The 14,427-nt window shown below is 69.3% G+C and carries 15 protein-coding genes; 7 read left to right on the forward strand and 8 right to left on the reverse strand.

Annotated elements, in window-relative coordinates; all coding sequences use genetic code 11:
* Positions 1-28: 28 nt before the first annotated feature.
* Genes ehuA through ehuB form a run of 4 tightly spaced genes read right to left on the reverse strand, consistent with a single transcriptional unit; the run spans position 29 to position 3,063 of the window.
* The gene (gene ehuA / locus ACIQD6_RS23385; protein ID WP_401885258.1) at positions 29-841 is read right to left on the reverse strand and encodes an ectoine/hydroxyectoine ABC transporter ATP-binding protein EhuA; all 813 of its coding nucleotides are present in this window, start codon (positions 839-841) and stop codon (positions 29-31) included.
* Complete coding sequence (ehuD, locus tag ACIQD6_RS23390) at positions 831-1,448, reverse strand: ectoine/hydroxyectoine ABC transporter permease subunit EhuD (protein WP_401885574.1); 618 nt, start codon at positions 1,446-1,448, stop codon at positions 831-833. The genes ehuA and ehuD overlap by 11 nt, the downstream gene beginning before the upstream one ends.
* A 32-nt stretch (positions 1,449-1,480) precedes the next feature.
* On the reverse strand, positions 1,481-2,155 hold the full coding sequence (gene ehuC / locus ACIQD6_RS23395) for an ectoine/hydroxyectoine ABC transporter permease subunit EhuC (protein ID WP_401885260.1): 675 nt from the start codon (positions 2,153-2,155) through the stop codon (positions 1,481-1,483).
* Positions 2,152-3,063 carry an ectoine/hydroxyectoine ABC transporter substrate-binding protein EhuB gene (ehuB, locus tag ACIQD6_RS23400; protein WP_401885263.1) on the reverse strand — a complete coding sequence of 304 codons (912 nt, stop codon included), beginning with the start codon at positions 3,061-3,063 and terminating at the stop codon, positions 2,152-2,154. The genes ehuC and ehuB overlap by 4 nt, the downstream gene beginning before the upstream one ends.
* Before the next feature lie 108 nt (positions 3,064-3,171).
* Here ehuB and ACIQD6_RS23405 point away from each other — a divergent pair, with 108 nt between their 5' ends.
* Positions 3,172-3,669: a DUF3830 family protein gene (locus ACIQD6_RS23405; protein ID WP_401885265.1), complete on the forward strand. Its 498-nt coding sequence runs from the start codon at positions 3,172-3,174 to the stop codon at positions 3,667-3,669.
* A gap of 105 nt (positions 3,670-3,774) precedes the next feature.
* On the opposite strand, the gene ACIQD6_RS23410 is transcribed toward ACIQD6_RS23405, so the two are convergent.
* Positions 3,775-5,193, reverse strand: a complete 1,419-nt coding sequence (locus tag ACIQD6_RS23410; RefSeq protein WP_401885268.1) for an amidase — start codon at positions 5,191-5,193, stop codon at positions 3,775-3,777.
* Positions 5,194-5,291: 98 nt separating this feature from the next.
* Complete coding sequence (locus tag ACIQD6_RS23415; RefSeq protein WP_401885270.1) at positions 5,292-6,242, reverse strand: D-2-hydroxyacid dehydrogenase; 951 nt, start codon at positions 6,240-6,242, stop codon at positions 5,292-5,294.
* 199 nt (positions 6,243-6,441) lie between these two features.
* Between ACIQD6_RS23415 and ACIQD6_RS23420 the strand changes: the two genes are divergently transcribed.
* The 4 genes from ACIQD6_RS23420 (at position 6,442) to ACIQD6_RS23435 (ending at position 10,984) form a co-directional block, all read left to right on the forward strand.
* Positions 6,442-7,347, forward strand: a complete 906-nt coding sequence (locus tag ACIQD6_RS23420; protein ID WP_401885272.1) for a decarboxylase — start codon at positions 6,442-6,444, stop codon at positions 7,345-7,347.
* Positions 7,344-8,063, forward strand: coding sequence for a decarboxylase (locus tag ACIQD6_RS23425; RefSeq protein WP_401885273.1), 720 nt, complete (start codon positions 7,344-7,346; stop codon positions 8,061-8,063). Before ACIQD6_RS23420 ends, ACIQD6_RS23425 begins: the two co-directional genes overlap by 4 nt.
* A gap of 173 nt (positions 8,064-8,236) precedes the next feature.
* Positions 8,237-9,379 (forward strand): LLM class flavin-dependent oxidoreductase, encoded by a 1,143-nt coding sequence (locus tag ACIQD6_RS23430; RefSeq protein WP_401885275.1) that lies wholly within the window; start codon positions 8,237-8,239, stop codon positions 9,377-9,379.
* 165 nt (positions 9,380-9,544) lie between these two features.
* Positions 9,545-10,984 carry a WGR domain-containing protein gene (locus ACIQD6_RS23435; RefSeq protein ID WP_401885277.1) on the forward strand — a complete coding sequence of 480 codons (1,440 nt, stop codon included), beginning with the start codon at positions 9,545-9,547 and terminating at the stop codon, positions 10,982-10,984.
* Positions 10,985-11,731: 747 nt separating this feature from the next.
* Here the strand turns inward: ACIQD6_RS23435 and ACIQD6_RS23440 are convergent.
* Positions 11,732-12,250, reverse strand: a complete 519-nt coding sequence (locus ACIQD6_RS23440) for a hypothetical protein (protein ID WP_401885280.1) — start codon at positions 12,248-12,250, stop codon at positions 11,732-11,734.
* 47 nt (positions 12,251-12,297) lie between these two features.
* On the reverse strand, positions 12,298-12,657 hold the full coding sequence (locus ACIQD6_RS23445) for a helix-turn-helix domain-containing protein (RefSeq protein WP_401885576.1): 360 nt from the start codon (positions 12,655-12,657) through the stop codon (positions 12,298-12,300).
* A 648-nt stretch (positions 12,658-13,305) separates the two neighbouring features.
* Between ACIQD6_RS23445 and ACIQD6_RS23450 the strand changes: the two genes are divergently transcribed.
* Together ACIQD6_RS23450 and ACIQD6_RS23455 are read left to right on the forward strand one after the other, a co-directional pair.
* Complete coding sequence (locus ACIQD6_RS23450) at positions 13,306-13,815, forward strand: hypothetical protein (RefSeq protein WP_401885282.1); 510 nt, start codon at positions 13,306-13,308, stop codon at positions 13,813-13,815.
* Positions 13,812-14,057, forward strand: coding sequence for a helix-turn-helix domain-containing protein (locus ACIQD6_RS23455; protein ID WP_401885285.1), 246 nt, complete (start codon positions 13,812-13,814; stop codon positions 14,055-14,057). The genes ACIQD6_RS23450 and ACIQD6_RS23455 overlap by 4 nt, the downstream gene beginning before the upstream one ends.
* The last annotated feature ends 370 nt before the right edge of the window (positions 14,058-14,427 follow it).

The raw sequence follows: 14,427 nt of genomic DNA on the forward strand, positions 1-14,427 counted from the left end.
TTGACACACTTTTTCACGGAGCGTGAGGTCAGAGCACCGCACCGAGGAACTCGCGAGTACGTTCGTGCTCCGGGGCCGAGAAGATTTTCTCGGGCGGCCCGGACTCGATGACTTTGCCGGAATCGAACATCAGGACGTCGTCCGATATGTCCCGGGCGAAGTTCATCTCGTGGGTGACGCAGAGCATGGTGATGTCCGTGGAGTGGGCGATGTCCCGCAGCACGTCCAGCACTCCCGCGACCAGCTCGGGGTCGAGCGCCGAGGTGACCTCGTCCAGCAGCAGGATCTGCGGCCGCATCGCCAGCGCGCGGGCGATCGCCACACGCTGCTGCTGGCCGCCCGAGAGCTGGGTCGGCTTCGCGCCGTGGCGGTCGCCGAGGCCGACCAGGTCGAGCAGTTCACGGCCGCGCTCCTCGGCCTCGTCCTTGCTCAGGCCGAGCACCCGGACCGGCGCCTCGGTGATGTTGCGCAGCACGGTCATGTTGGGGAAGAGGTTGAACTGCTGGAAGACCATGCCGATGTTCTTGCGTACGTCGCGTACGTGCTTGTCGTCGGCGGGGAACAGCCGCTCACCGTTGACGGTGATCGTGCCCTCGTCCGGCTTCATCAGCGTCATCAGCAGCCGCAGGATCGTCGTCTTGCCGGAGCCGGACGGGCCGATCAGGGTGACGTGCTTGCCCGGCCGCGCCGAGAAACAGAGGTTGTCCAGGACGGTGTTCTTGCCGAAGCGCTTCGTCACGTTGTCGAAGCGGATCAGCTCCGGGCCGTCGGCGGTGGCGGTGGCTCCGGCGGCGCCTTCGGTGAGGGGGGAACTGGCTGGGGTGGGGGTGTCAGCGGACAAGACGACGCTCCAGGGCTCGCATGAGAAGTGAAGCCGGGTAGGCGATGAGGATGAAGGCGATTCCGACCACGGTCAGCGGCTCCGTGTACTGGAAGGTCGCCGCGCTCTCCAGCCGGGACTGCTGGAGCATCTCCAGCACGCTGATCCCGGCGAGCAGCGGAGTGTCCTTCAGCATCGCGATGACGTAGTTGCCCAGCGCCGGCACGATCCGGCGGATCGCCTGCGGCAGGATCACGGCCACCCATGTCCGCCCGGTCGGCAGACTGAGGGCCGTCGCCGCCTCCCACTGTCCGACCGGTACGGCGTCGATGCCGGCCCGGTAGACCTGCGCGGTGTACGTCGAGTAGTGCAGGCCGATCGCGATCGTGCCGGTCGTCAGTCCGGAGAACTGCACGCCCCACTCGGGGAGCACGAAAAAGAAGAAGAACAGCTGCACCAGCAGCGGGGTGTTGCGGATGAACTCCGTGACGGCGTGGACCGGCCAGCGGATGAAGCGGGTCGTCGCCCGGAATCCGATCGCCCAGACCAGGCCGAGGGTGAAGGAGAGGAGCGAGCCGAGCACCAGCACCTGAAGGGTGAGGAGCAGGCCGTCCCAGAAGCGTGGCATGAAGTCCGCGACCGCGGACCAGTCCCATCCGTTCACTGGGCACCTCCCGGCGTCGCGGTGATGCCGATCCCGGCCTTGGTCTTGACCTCAAGGGCCCGCATGCCGCGAGCGAGGATGAACGCGATCACGAAGTAGATCACCAGCGTCACCGAGTAGATCTGGGCGCTTTCCTGAGTGGCCAGGCGCACCAGGTAAGCGGAGAACGACACATCGGCCACGCCGATCAGGGAGACCAGCGCGGTGCCCTTCACCAGCTCGATCAGCAGATTGCTGAACGGCGGGATCATCTCGGGTATCGCCTGGGGCAGCATGATCAGCCGCATGCGCTGCCAGGGCGTGAAGTTCAGGGCGATGCCCGCCTCGCGCTGCGCCGGCGCCACGGAGTTCAGCGCGCCGCGCACGACTTCCGCTCCGTACGCCCCGTACGACAGTCCGAGGGCCAGCACGGCCGCCCACATCGGGACCAGGGCCCAGCCGAACAGGCTCGGCATGACGAAGAACAGCCAGAACATCAGCACCAGCGCCGACGTGCCGCGGAAGATCTCGGTGTAGAAGCCCGCGAGGAAGCGGACGAACCCTGACCGGTGGGTGCGGGCCATTCCGATGCCGAAGGCGACGGCGGTGGCCAGCAGGGCGCTGAACAGGGTGAGTTGGAGGGTTATCCAGATACCGGGGAGTACCCAGTGGGTCCAGAGGCCGGCTGTCATTTGCACAGCTCCTCTGCGGTCAGGGTGGTCATCTCCGCCTGGGTGAAGCCGAACGGCTTCAGGATGCGGAACAGTTCGCCGCTCTTCTTCATCTTGTGGATCTCGACATTGAAGGCGTCCCGGAGCTCGCTGTCGGTGGGGCGGAAGGCGAAACCGCCGCCGTCGACCTTCTTCTTGCCGTCCACCAGCGGTGCGAAGGGCTTGGTCGCCTCGGCCTTGCGGCTCTTCTTCACCACGTCGCGGCCCGTGAGCGCGGTCCCGGCGAAGACGTCGACCCGGCCGGACTCGACGGCGTTCAGCCCCGCGACGGGATCCTGGAGGATGACGAGTTCCTTCTCGGGTACCCCGGCGGCCACCGCGTAGTCGATCTCCGCGTAGCCGGAGCCGGTGGCGATCTTCGCCTTGGTCTTCACCACGTCCTGGTACGAGTGGAGCCCCTTGGGGTTGCCCTTGCGCACGATGAACGAGTCGAGCATCTGGTACTCGGGATCGGCGAAGATGACCTGCTGGCAGCGTTCCTTGTTGATGTACATCCCGGCCGAGACGACGTCGAACTGCTGCGCGTTCAACCCGGGGATCAGCGAGGAGAAGTCGGTGGCCACGGGCTGTACGTTGCCGATGCCCAGGCGCTTGAAGATCACTTTGGCGAGTTCCACGGCCTCGCCGGTGAAGTCGCCCTGGTCGTCGATGAATCCGTACGGTGACTCGCCCGCGATGCCGAGCCGTACCGTGCGCTGTGATTTCAGCCGGGCGAGAGTGTCACCGGTGGGAACTTTGCTGCATCCGGCGGTTCCGAGTGCCCCCGCGGCGCCCAGCACAGCCGTGCCCAGGAGCAGTGAGCGTCGTCGTATAGGTGGTTTGGATAGTTTTGTTGTTCTTCTCTTGTGGTGCTCTGGTGGTGGAGCCATGGGCGCGCGGCTACCCGACTCCAGTCGGGTTATGCGTATCAATTTGAGCCGATCATGTGTCCGCCCGGGTGCCCTTGACTCGGTGGATCAGACGAGGATCATGAGGGCATGGCCGACCGATTTGTGACTGTGTCGCTGGACAAGCGCGGAGTGCGGTGCACCGCGAAACTGCTGGATGACCGGGCTCCGGTCACCTGCGCGGCGGTGTGGGAGGCGCTGCCGCTGGGTTCGGACGTGTATCACGCGAAATACGCGCGCAACGAGATCTACGCGCTGTTTCCAGCCTTCGCGGCCGAGGAACCGCCGCTGGAAAATCCGACTGTGACCCCGATCCCCGGAGATCTGTGCTATTTCACTTTCTCCGACACGGAACTGGGCACGTCGTCCTACGGCTATGACGAGAAGGCCGTGCGCGGCCGCCGTACGGTCGTCGACCTCGCCCTCTTCTACGAGCGCAACAATCTGCTGATCAACGGGGACATGGGCTGGATCCCCGGCATCGTCTGGGGCTCGGTGGTCGAGGGTCTCGACGAGATGGCCGAGGCGTGCCAGGACCTGTGGCGGGCGGGCGCCGTCGGCGAGACGCTCAGCTTCCGGCGGGCGTAGGGAGACGTATCCGGGCGTCGTAGGTCGTACGAGTGGGTCCGTCGGCCCCCGGGGGAGTTCGCCCCCCGGGGGCCCCTTACGGCTTTACGGTTTACGGCTTTACGGTCAGCTCCCGGCCGGTGCCGGGATCCGCGCCGCGCCCGACTCGTACAGCGCGTGCGCCGCGCTCATCACCAGCGCGTCCTGGTGCCGGGCGCCGACGATCTGGAGCCCGATCGGCAGCCCGTCCCCGTCCACCCCGCAGGGCACGGTCGCGGCCGGCTGCTGCGTCAGATTGAACGGGTACGTGAACGGCGTCCACCCCGTCCAGCGGTGATGGCCCGAGCCCTTCGGCACCTCCACCCCCGCCTCGAACGCGGTGATCGGCACCGTCGGCGTGACCAGCAGGTCGTACGTGGCGTGGAAGTGGCCGAGACGCCGCCCCAGCGCCATCCGCGCGTCCACCGCGGCCAGATAGTCCAGCGCGCTGCTGCGCTCACCGGCATCGATGATCTCCCGCAGCCCCGGATCGAGCAGCTCCCGCTGCTCCGGGCCGAACGGCTGCGCGACCCGGGCCGCGCCGCTGAACCACAGGGTGTGGAAGGCCTCCACCGGATCCGGGATGTCCGGGTCGGCCTCCTCGATGTACGCCCCCAGCTCGGAGAGGCGGATCACCGCGCTCCGTACGGCCGAGGCCACCTCGGGGCGCACGGCGACCTGTCCGCCGAAGGACGGGGAGTACGCGATCCGCAGCCCCCGGGCCCCGTCCACGCCCCGCGCCAGCGCTTCGGTGACGCCCGGCGCCGGGGCGAGCTCCGACCAGTCCCGCCAGTCGGCGCCGCTGATCACGTCCAGCAGCAGCGCGGCGTCCGCCACGTCCCGTGTCATGGGCCCGGCGTGCGCCAGCGTGCCGAAGGGGCTCGACGGGTAGAGCGGGACCCGGCCGTACGTCGGCTTGATCCCGAAGATCCCGCAGAACGAGGCCGGGATACGGACCGAGCCGCCGCCGTCCGTGCCGATCGACAGCGGGGCGGCGCCGAGTGCCACCGCCGCCGCGCTGCCGCCGCTGGAGCCGCCCGATGTCCGGGAGAGGTCGTACGGGTTACGGGTCACCCCGTTCAGCGGGGAGTCCGTCACGCCCTTCCAGCCGAACTCCGGCGTGGTCGTCTTGCCGACGAACACCGCGCCGTGTTCGCGCATCCGCGCCACCGCCGGCGCGTCCTCGTCCCAGGCACCCTGGGCGGACACGGCCCGGGAACCGCGCAGGGTGGGGCCGCCGCGCTGGAGGAAGATGTCCTTCACCGAGACCGGGACGCCGTCGAGCAGCCCCTGGGGTTCTTTCCGGTGCCACCGCGCGGCCGACGCCTCCGCCTGGGCGAGCGCCTCTTCGGCGTCCACCCGTACGAAGGCGTTGACCAGCGGCTGGACCGTCTCGATCCGGTCCAGCACGGCGCGGGTCGCGTCGAGGGGCGAGAAATCGCCCTTTTCGTAACCGGACAGCAGTTGCCGTGCGGTCAGGTCCGTCAGGACCGTGTGATCTGCCATGTGATGATCTCGCTATCCGTCATGCGACAGTCATGCGGTGAGCCATGCGATCAGTCATGCGGTCGGTCATGGGATGGGCTATTCGATCAGTCGTGCGATCAGTCGTGCATGGGGACGTACCCACGTTTCTTGTCCACCACGTTGGGCAGGGGCTTTCCGTCCGACCAGAGTTCGTACAGGTCGACGAATTGCGAGCCCAGCCGGTCGCGCCAGCCGACCGTGTCGCCGCTCATGTGCGGAGACACGATCAGGCCGGGGATGTCCCACAGCCGGCTCTCCGGATCCAGCGGCTCCTGGTCGAACACATCGAGCACCGCGCCCGCGATCCACCGCTTCGACACGGCGTCCATCAGGTCGTTCTCCACGACGAGTTGGCCCCGGCCCACATTGATGAAGCGCGCGGAAGGCTGCATCAGGCCGAAGAGCCGTGCGTCGAACATGTCGCGGGTCGCGTCCGTCAGCGGCGCCGCGCAGATCACCCAGTCGGCCCGGGTCAGCAGCCGGTCGAGCTGGTCGGGGCCGTGCACCCCGGGGCGTGCCGTACGACCGGTGACGGCCACCGTCAGGCCCAGTGCCCGCAGCGTGGCGGCCACGGCCCGGCCGATCGGGCCCGCGCCGACCACGACCGCCCGGCTGCCCGCGACACTCAGCCCTTCGCGATGTCGCCAGCGGCGCTGACGCTGGAGTTCCAGTGTCCCGGGAAGGTCTTTCGCCATGGCGAGAATCAGCCCCGCGGCATATTCGGCGATCGGTTCCTCGAAGATGCCGCGGGCGTTGGTGATGATCGTGTCGGATTCGACGAGCTCGGGGCAGAGCAGCCGGTCCACGCCCGCGCTGGCGGTGTGCACCCAGCGGGGCCGCGGACCGTCGCCGGGCCAGGCGTCCCGTACCGCGTCCGAGGTGAAGTCCCAGACCAGCAGGGTGTCGGCGAGGGGGAGTTGGGCCGCGAGACTCTGCTCGTCGGCGTACCGGATGTCGGCGCGGCCCGTGAGCCGGCCGAGCCGTGGCGGAGGGTCTGCCTCCAGGACGAGAAGGATGGGAGCAGGCATGAGGAGAGGCCCTTCTGCCGGAGTGGATCTGCCGGACTGCCGATGCTATTCAGCCCGTCCGCGGCGCGAAATCTGCCGGTCCGGAAGTGTCGGGGGATTTCCCCCAAGAAAATTCCTTGCAACGTCGACCAGGGCGGATTGACCACGCTCGCATCTGGCTCCTACCGTCGTCAACAAGAGCTTTATAAGGGGGCCAGACATGCAAGTCTCCTTTCTGGGTGGACCACAGCCGCAGCGTGGTGTCGGCGTGGTCGCTCCGTTCGATTTCGCACTTGATCGCGAGCTATGGCGATGGGTGCCCGACGAAATCTCGCTGCGTGTGACCAGAACGCCTTATGTGCCGGTCGAGGTCTCTCTTGACCTCGCCCGGCTGGTCAGCGAGCACGAGACTCTGGGTGAGGCGGTGCGGGCGCTCGGCGCCTCCGAGCCCGAGGTCATCGCGTATGCCTGCACATCGGGCAGTTTCGTCGGCGGCGCGGCCGGGGAGCGGGCGATGGTCGAGGCGATGACCCGGGCCGGCGAGGTGCCCTCGCTGACCACGTCCGGCGCCTTGGTCGAGGCGTTGCAGGAGCTTGGAGCCAGTCGAATCGCGCTGGTCACGCCCTATACGGAGTCGGTCACCCAGTCACTGGAGGACTATCTGGGGGAAGTGGGGGTAACGGTCACGGGTCGCGCTTTTCTGGGGCTGACCCGGCACATCTGGAAGGTGCCGTACCGGTCGGTCGTGGACATGGCGCGGCAGGCCGTCGTCGGGGCGGCCGACGCGCTCTTCATCAGCTGTACGAATCTGCCGACGTACGACGCGATTCCGCAGCTGGAGGCCGAGCTGAGGATGCCGGTGCTGTCCGCCAACCAGGTGACGATGTGGGCGGCACTGCGCAGGCTCGGGGCGCATGCCGTCGGCCCGTACCAGGCGCTGCTGCTCGACCAGCCCACCGGGCGTGAGGTGCCGCCGGTACTGCCGTCGGTGCTGCCGGGGCCGCTGAGTCCGCCGGACGAGCCGGTTCCGTCGGTGGCTCCGGTCGGGCCCGCGGCGGGACACGTCCCGCCGGGGCAGCTCCTGCCGACGGAACCGTTGCCGGAAGACACGGAAGGATGGACATGACGACCGTCGGTTTCCTCTATCCCGGGCACTCCGCCGAGGATGACTACCCGCGCATCGAGATGCTCTTCGGCAGCGACATCAGGCTGCCCGTCGTCCACACCGATATCGGCGAGGACGCCCACCGCGTGGACGCGCTGCTCAAAATGGGCGCGGACGAGCGCCTGGCCGAGGGAGTGGAGGAGCTCCGGCTGGCCGGTGCCGAGTCCGTTGTCTGGGCCTGCACCAGCGGCAGCTTCGTGTACGGATGGGAGGGCGCGCACGAGCAGACGCGCGCCCTGGCCGGTGCGGCCGGGCTGCCCGCGTCGAGTACGTCGTTCGCCTTCGCCCATGCCATCAGGGCGCTGGGGGCCGAGCGGGTCGCCGTCGCCGCGACCTATCCGGAGGATGTCACCGCGCACTTCACGGCCTTCCTCAAGGCGGCCGGGTTCCAGGTGGTCGCGGACCGGGCGAGCGGGATCATCACGGCGGCCGAGGTCGGGACCTGGGAATGGGACCAGGTGCTGGCACTGGCCCGCGCGGGCGACCATCCGGACGCGGAGGTCGTACTGATGCCGGACACGGCCCTGCACACGGCGGCGTACTTGCCCGAGCTGGAGGAGGCGCTCGGAAAACCGGTGCTCACGGCGAACCAGGTGACGGTGTGGGAAGGCCTGCGGCTGGCGGAGCGCCGGGCGTGGGCGCCGAAACTGGGCACGTTGTTCGCCGGCCGGGAGTAGGCGGCCGGCGGACAGCAGCCCGGCGGACAGTAGCCCGGCGGACAGTCGGCCGGGAGTAGGCCCTGTCCGGCCGTGAGTGGTCGGCCGTGAGTGGTCGGCCGGTCGGGAATAACCGGAGAGGCCCTCCTGTTATCGCGTGGTCGAACGAATTTCACGCGCAGGAGGGTCAACCCGTGCACGACGAGAGCCGAGGAACGACGGACGCGGTCCGGGACACGACGGACACGGATCCGGACACGCGCCCCGGTACGGGCGACGGGATCCGGGGCACGGCGTACGGAACCGCGCCCGTCCCCCTGTCCGTACTGGACCTGGTGACGGTGGGCAGCGGCTCCACCGCCACCACGTCCCTGCGGACCAGTGTCGAGATCGCGCGGCTCGCCGAGCGCAGGGGCTACCACCGGCACTGGGTCGCCGAGCACCACTCCATGCCGGGCGTCGCTTCGTCCTCCCCGGCCGTGATCCTCGCCCACCTGGCCGCCCACACCGAGCGCATCCGGCTCGGCTCGGGCGGTGTGATGCTGCCCAACCACGCGCCGCTGGTGATCGCCGAACAGTTCGGCACCCTGGAGGCGCTCGCCCCGGGCCGGGTCGACCTCGGGCTGGGCCGCGCGCCCGGTACCGACGGGGCGACGGCGGCGGCGCTGCGCCGTTCCGACCGGCTGAACGACGGTGCCGACGACTTCCCGGAGCAACTCGCCGAGCTGATCCGCTTCCTGGACGACGACTTCCCGGACGGCCACCCGTACTCCCGTATCCACGCGGTCCCCGGACCGGTCCAGGGACCCGCCGGGCGCCCGCCGGTCTGGCTGCTGGGGTCCTCGGGCTTCAGCGCGCGGCTGGCCGGTGTGCTCGGCCTGCCCTTCGCGTTCGCGCACCACTTCTCGGCGCAGAACACCGTCCCGGCGCTCGATCTCTACCGTCAGACCTTCCGCCCCTCCGCGGTGCTGGACGCTCCGTACGCCCTGATCGGTGTCGCGGCGCTGGCCGGCGACGACGAACGTGAGGCGCGCCGCCAGGTGCTGTCCGGAGCCCTCTCGATGCTCCGCCTGCGCACCGGCCGCCCGGGGCTCGTCCCGACGCCGGAGGAGGCCGAGACGTATCAATACAGCCCGGCGGAGAAGGAGTTCGTGGACTCCTGGCTCACCAACATCGTCCATGGAACCCCGGACGCGGTACGGGACGGTCTCGACGGCCTCCAGAAGCGCACGGGCGCCGACGAGTTGATGATCACGGCCAACGCCCATGGCGCCGGGGCCCGCCTGCGCAGCTACGGGCTGATCGCGGACGCGTACGGTCTGCCTGATCCGAGCTGATCCGCTCTCGCCTGGTAGTTGCCCGACCTGGCCTGGTCGGCCCGACCTGGCCTTTCCCGGCGGCGGGAGGCGCGTACGGCTCGATTGTCAGTGCCGTCTTCTAGCGTGGTCGTCAGTTGGGCGCGGTGCACAGGATGCCGCGCCCATCCCGGGGAGGGGTCTGCCATGCAGTGCGCGAAGACGTATCTGGAGTTGTCTCAGGACGGCGCCGGAGCGCACAAGTTCTACGAGGTGACCGTGGAGGGGACGGTCGTCTCGGTGCGCTACGGACGCATCGGCGCGGCCGGGCAGGCGCAGACCTCGACCTTCCCGACCGAGGCCAAGGCGCAGGCGGCGGCGTCGAAGAAGATCGGCGAGAAGATCCGCAAGGGGTATGCCCCGGCGGTCCAGGGGCAGCGCCAGGCCCGGTCGGTGACGCGCCGGCAGGCCACGTCCGCGCCGTCCACGGCCCGCGCCGTGGCGCCGGTGCTGTGGCGGTTCCGTACGGGGTCCGCGGCCTTCGGCATCCACATAGACGAGGACCGCTGCTGGGTGGGCAACCAGGCGGGCGATGTCTACACACTCAGCCACGGCGGCGACGTACTGGCCCGCTATGCCCTGCCCGACGGCGTCAAGTGCCTGGTGGCGGACGACTTCTGGATCTACGCGGGGTGTGACGACGGCAAGGTGTACGACCTGTCGTCGAAGCTGCCGTTCGCGGCGTACGACATCGCGGCGGAGGTCGACATCTTCTGGCTGGACATCCGCGAGGGCGTGCTGAACGTGTCGGACCGCGACGGCGGTCTGACGGTCATCGACCACGAGGACGAGCACCAGTGGGCCCGCAAGTCCCCGGGTGAACACGGCTGGATGGTGCGGGCCGACGACCGGGCCGTCTACCACGGGCACGGCGGGGGAGTGACGGCGTACGAGCCGGGCGGCGCACGGGAGTTGTGGCACACCCGGACGGACGGCGGGGTGCTGTTCGGCTGGCAGGAGGACGCGTCGGTGTACGCGGGAACGCACAAGCACGTCGTGCAGCGCCTGTCGAAGGCCACCGGTGCGGTCGAGTCGACGTACCGCTGCGACACCGCGGTCTACTCCTGCGCGACGGCGCCGGGCGGCCGTTTCGTCTTCGCGGGCGACAGCGCCTCGTCGGTGTACTGCTTCGACGCGGACGGCACGCGCCTGTGGAAGCTCGGTACGGGCGGCGGATCGGCGCTGTCCATGCAGTACCGCGACGACAAGCTGTACATGGTCACCACGGACGGCTCCCTCGTCTGTGTCGACGCGAGCACGGCCGCCGTCACGGCCGCCCAGCAGGGCACGGTTCCCGTCGCGATGGACGTCAAGCTGGCGGCGGCGATGCCCACGTACACCCCGGCGACGACGGTCCGGACCGTGGAGGCGGTCTCCTCGGCCCCGGCCGGCGGGGTGGTCGTGGAGTGCGTCCAGGAAGGCGGCCGGATGCGCGTCCATGTCGTCTCGGACGGCTACGAGCCGTCGTGGAACGTCCAGTTCCCCCGAGGAATACGCGAGGTGGGCACCCGCTACGTGGTCGAGTCCCTGCACCCCACGACGTCCGGCTTCTACCGGGTACGGGGAGAGATCAAGCGCCTGCTCTGACGTGGACGCTCCGGATCCGGCTCCACCCGGCCCGACTGACCTTGCCCGCTCCTTCACCGGCCATCACCATACGAAGCGTTGGTGGCAGAGGCGTCCCGACGGGAGAACGCGTTGAGTAACGAAGACCGAGGCAGATGGTCCGGTTGGTCGGACCGGACCATCAGTGTCCCCAGGAGCGGTTCCGGCGTGCCCCTGCCATTGGAAATCCGCGGAGGTCTCAGTTCCAGTTTCTCCCTCTGCCCGATCAGGTTCGGCGCGGGAAGCGGCGAGGACAGTATCGATCTTGTGACCACGCGGGGCGCCAGTCCCTGCCGAGTCGTCCTGCCGGCCGAGGCCGACGCCTTCACCGTTCGGCGCGTACGGCTCCATGAGCGGGCGGGAGGGTTTCATCGCTGGCGCGTTCGGCTGATCGACCGGGATGCTCTTCCGGGGCTCTCCTCCAAGGGTGTCAGTGGCGAGGGGACCGAGACTTTCGGCTACTTCGAGCCGACTCGCTATTACGAGCAAGTGCGGGTATTGCACTACGAGTTCGAGGACTCGGGGACCGTGGGGTACTGCCCCGTGGCCGGCGGGGATCCGGTGAGGGTGGTCACGTCTCGTGCGAACCGGAAGGGACACCTGCGGCTGCCATGGCATGGCTACGTGACGATGTCCGGCGGAGGGGGATGGCGAGTGTCAGTCACCTGATCTTTCAAGCACGGCAGTGCCTTTGCCGGGCAGCGGCCGCGCGGTCTGCGGTCCTCGCGCTCATCTCTCGTCACCGCGCTCCCTCGCCGGGCGGGTCCGGTGCCGGGGGCGGTGGGGCATCAGGTCGCGTACGTTCGCCTCGCCCGCGCCCACGATCGGCAGCGGTTGGGACGAGGCGGCGGGCGAGGGGGAAGTCGGGGGCGAGGCGGCGGGTGAGGGGGAAGTCGGGGGCGCGGTGGATGACGGGGGCCGGGACGGGGTGCGTGGGTCCGGGGGAGTGCCGTCGGGTGGCGGGTCCGGGAAGCGGATCAGCCTGCCCGGCGGGACGGGTAAGCGCTCCGTGTCGGGGTGCTCCACGGCCCCGGCGCGGTGCGGGTCGGCCGCGAGGGCGTGTTCGTCCCAGCCCGTGCGATACCAGCGCAGCCGGTCCCGTTCGACTTCCTCGTCGCTGAGGATGTGGACACCATCGACACCCGCCTGCTGGACCTTGTAACCCAGTTCGATCAGTAGGGCTCCCAACATCCTTGCCACGCCGTCCTGTTGGGAAGAACCGTCGGCGCCGCCCCCCTCGTTGTGCATTCGCGCACTCCCTCACGCCCCCCACAGGGCCGCCGATCCCCACTCATCTAAGTGCCCTCCGACAGGAACTGTGTCGCCACCTTCACGAAAATCTCGCGCAGTTCCGGGGGCACTCCCATTTTCCGTGCCGCCTCCTGCGGAGTCAGCCGCGGGGCGTCCTCCGCTGGGTCGGCCTGCTGCCGCGCGACGATCGGGAGGTCGTCCTCGGACAGCTTGCCGGACCGGATCAGCATGTCCCGCAGGGGCACCTCAAGCACCCCTGCCAGACGGCGCATTGTCTCCAGGTCGGGCATGCTCTGCCGTTGCAGCAGCCGGCTGACCGCCGCCCGGTGCACCCCCGCGTCGTCGGCGAGCTTCGATTTTCCGCCGCCGCGTGGGCTGTCGATGTCGTAACCCCGGCGGCGCATCAGTGACTCGACCCAGCCGGCGAACTCCTCCAGTCCGTCCGCACGGTTCCTGACGCCTTCGCCGCGGAAACCCGGGTCGTTGCGGGCGCCTGCCCACGAGCTTGAACCCATGTTGTCGCTCTCCCCTCATCGCGGAGGACAGCGTACCGATCGCGCGCGCACCCATAGGTGTGCGCGCTCGCGCGTTGTTGTGGGGATGCCGTGCAGCATCTCGCCGGCCGGGTCTCTGGTGTTTGTGCCGTGGTGAGCCGGGTGCCGCCCGGCCCCACGGACGGTAGTCGCTTGCGCACGCGCTCGCACCGTGTAACTCTGATCGCGCGTTCGCAATTGTCGAACAAATATTCCCATACACGGGGAGGGGTTGCACCTGCCTGCATCTACGACAGTGTCCTCAACCGCCTTGACCTTGGGTTTCTCTCATTCCGACGACGAGCTGGACTGGCGCAGGGAAGCTGCCTGTGCCCACCTGCCGCAGCACTCCGTATTCACCAGGATCCCTTCGGAGGCCGAACCGGTATTGCGCGCCTGCAATCACTGCCCCATCCGGAGAGAGTGCGAGGCGGTCGTCGACCCAGCGCGCACCTGGTTCGACGGCGTCAGTGGCGGGCGCTTGTGGCGTAACGGTCGCGAAGTGGGGAGGGCAGCGTGATGAGCGGAGGCAGCGCGCTGTGGATCGCCTCGCTGGTGCGGCGGTTTCCCGAACTTCTGACGGAACTCACCCCCAGCACCGGACGTGACCTGCGAGAACGCCGAGGGGGCGGGTCCACGGCCGGAACCGTCGCCCCGGCGCGGCTCTATGTCTCGGACGCCATCCGCGACATCACCGACGGAGTGGTGGAACTGGAGGAAGCCGTACGGGAACGGCTCGGCCTGCGCCGGGTCGCCCCCGCTCCGGTGCCCGTACGGCTCCGGCGGATCGCCGGCCTGCTGGAGCGGATCGGCGACCAGCCGGATCTGGCGGCGCACGTGGAGGACGAGACCCGCCGGATGGCCCGCCGTTGTGCGCGGGCGCTCGGCGACCCCGAGCAGCTGGTACGGGTCGCGGGCCGGTGCCCGGCCTGCGATTCCGTATCGCTGCGGGCCTTCCCCGAACGGGCGGCGGTGATGTGCGTGAACCCGGTCTGCCGCCACACCCTGCACGAGGAGGCCGCCTCATGAGCGCGACGCTGATCTCGGGCGACCTCGCGGCGGCGGAGGTGCAGGTGTCGGCCGCGACCATCCGCAAGTGGGTGCAGCTCGGGCACCTCCAGGCGGCGGGGCGGCAGGGGAGGCGCCTGCTCTACCGGCTGGAGGACGTCTTCGCGGCCGAGCGGGCGGTACATCGCAAGGACCGGGCGGTGCATGGCAAGGACCGGGCGGTGCATCGCAAGGCCCGAGCGGCCGGGAGCGAGAGCGGCTGAGAGCGCGGAGCGTGAGGGGGAGAGCGTGAGGCGGAGAGGGTCCCACCGGACACCGGTGGGGCCCTCTCCCCGTGGTGTCCGGGGGAGCCCAGGGGGCGTCCGGGGGAGCTCAGCGGGCGTCCGGATGGCCTCAACTCCCTCGTACAACACATCAGTTGCGGGATTCGCGACCCTCGATCACACTTGAGGCAGCGGCAGAGCTGCGCCCCTTCCCAGGGGCGGCGGACCTGCCGCTTTGTGTTGCCCGGAATCCCCCTCCCCTGGGTCGCGACCGGGTCCGGCACATCCATCCCGCCCCTCAGAATCGGAAGGGAGCGTCCATGTGAGCGTCCTGAACTTTCCCGACGCGGAACGGCTCGTCGTCGACTTC

This window comes from Streptomyces sp. NPDC088400 (assembly GCF_044753355.1).
Classification (GTDB): Bacteria; Actinomycetota; Actinomycetes; order Streptomycetales; family Streptomycetaceae; genus Streptomyces.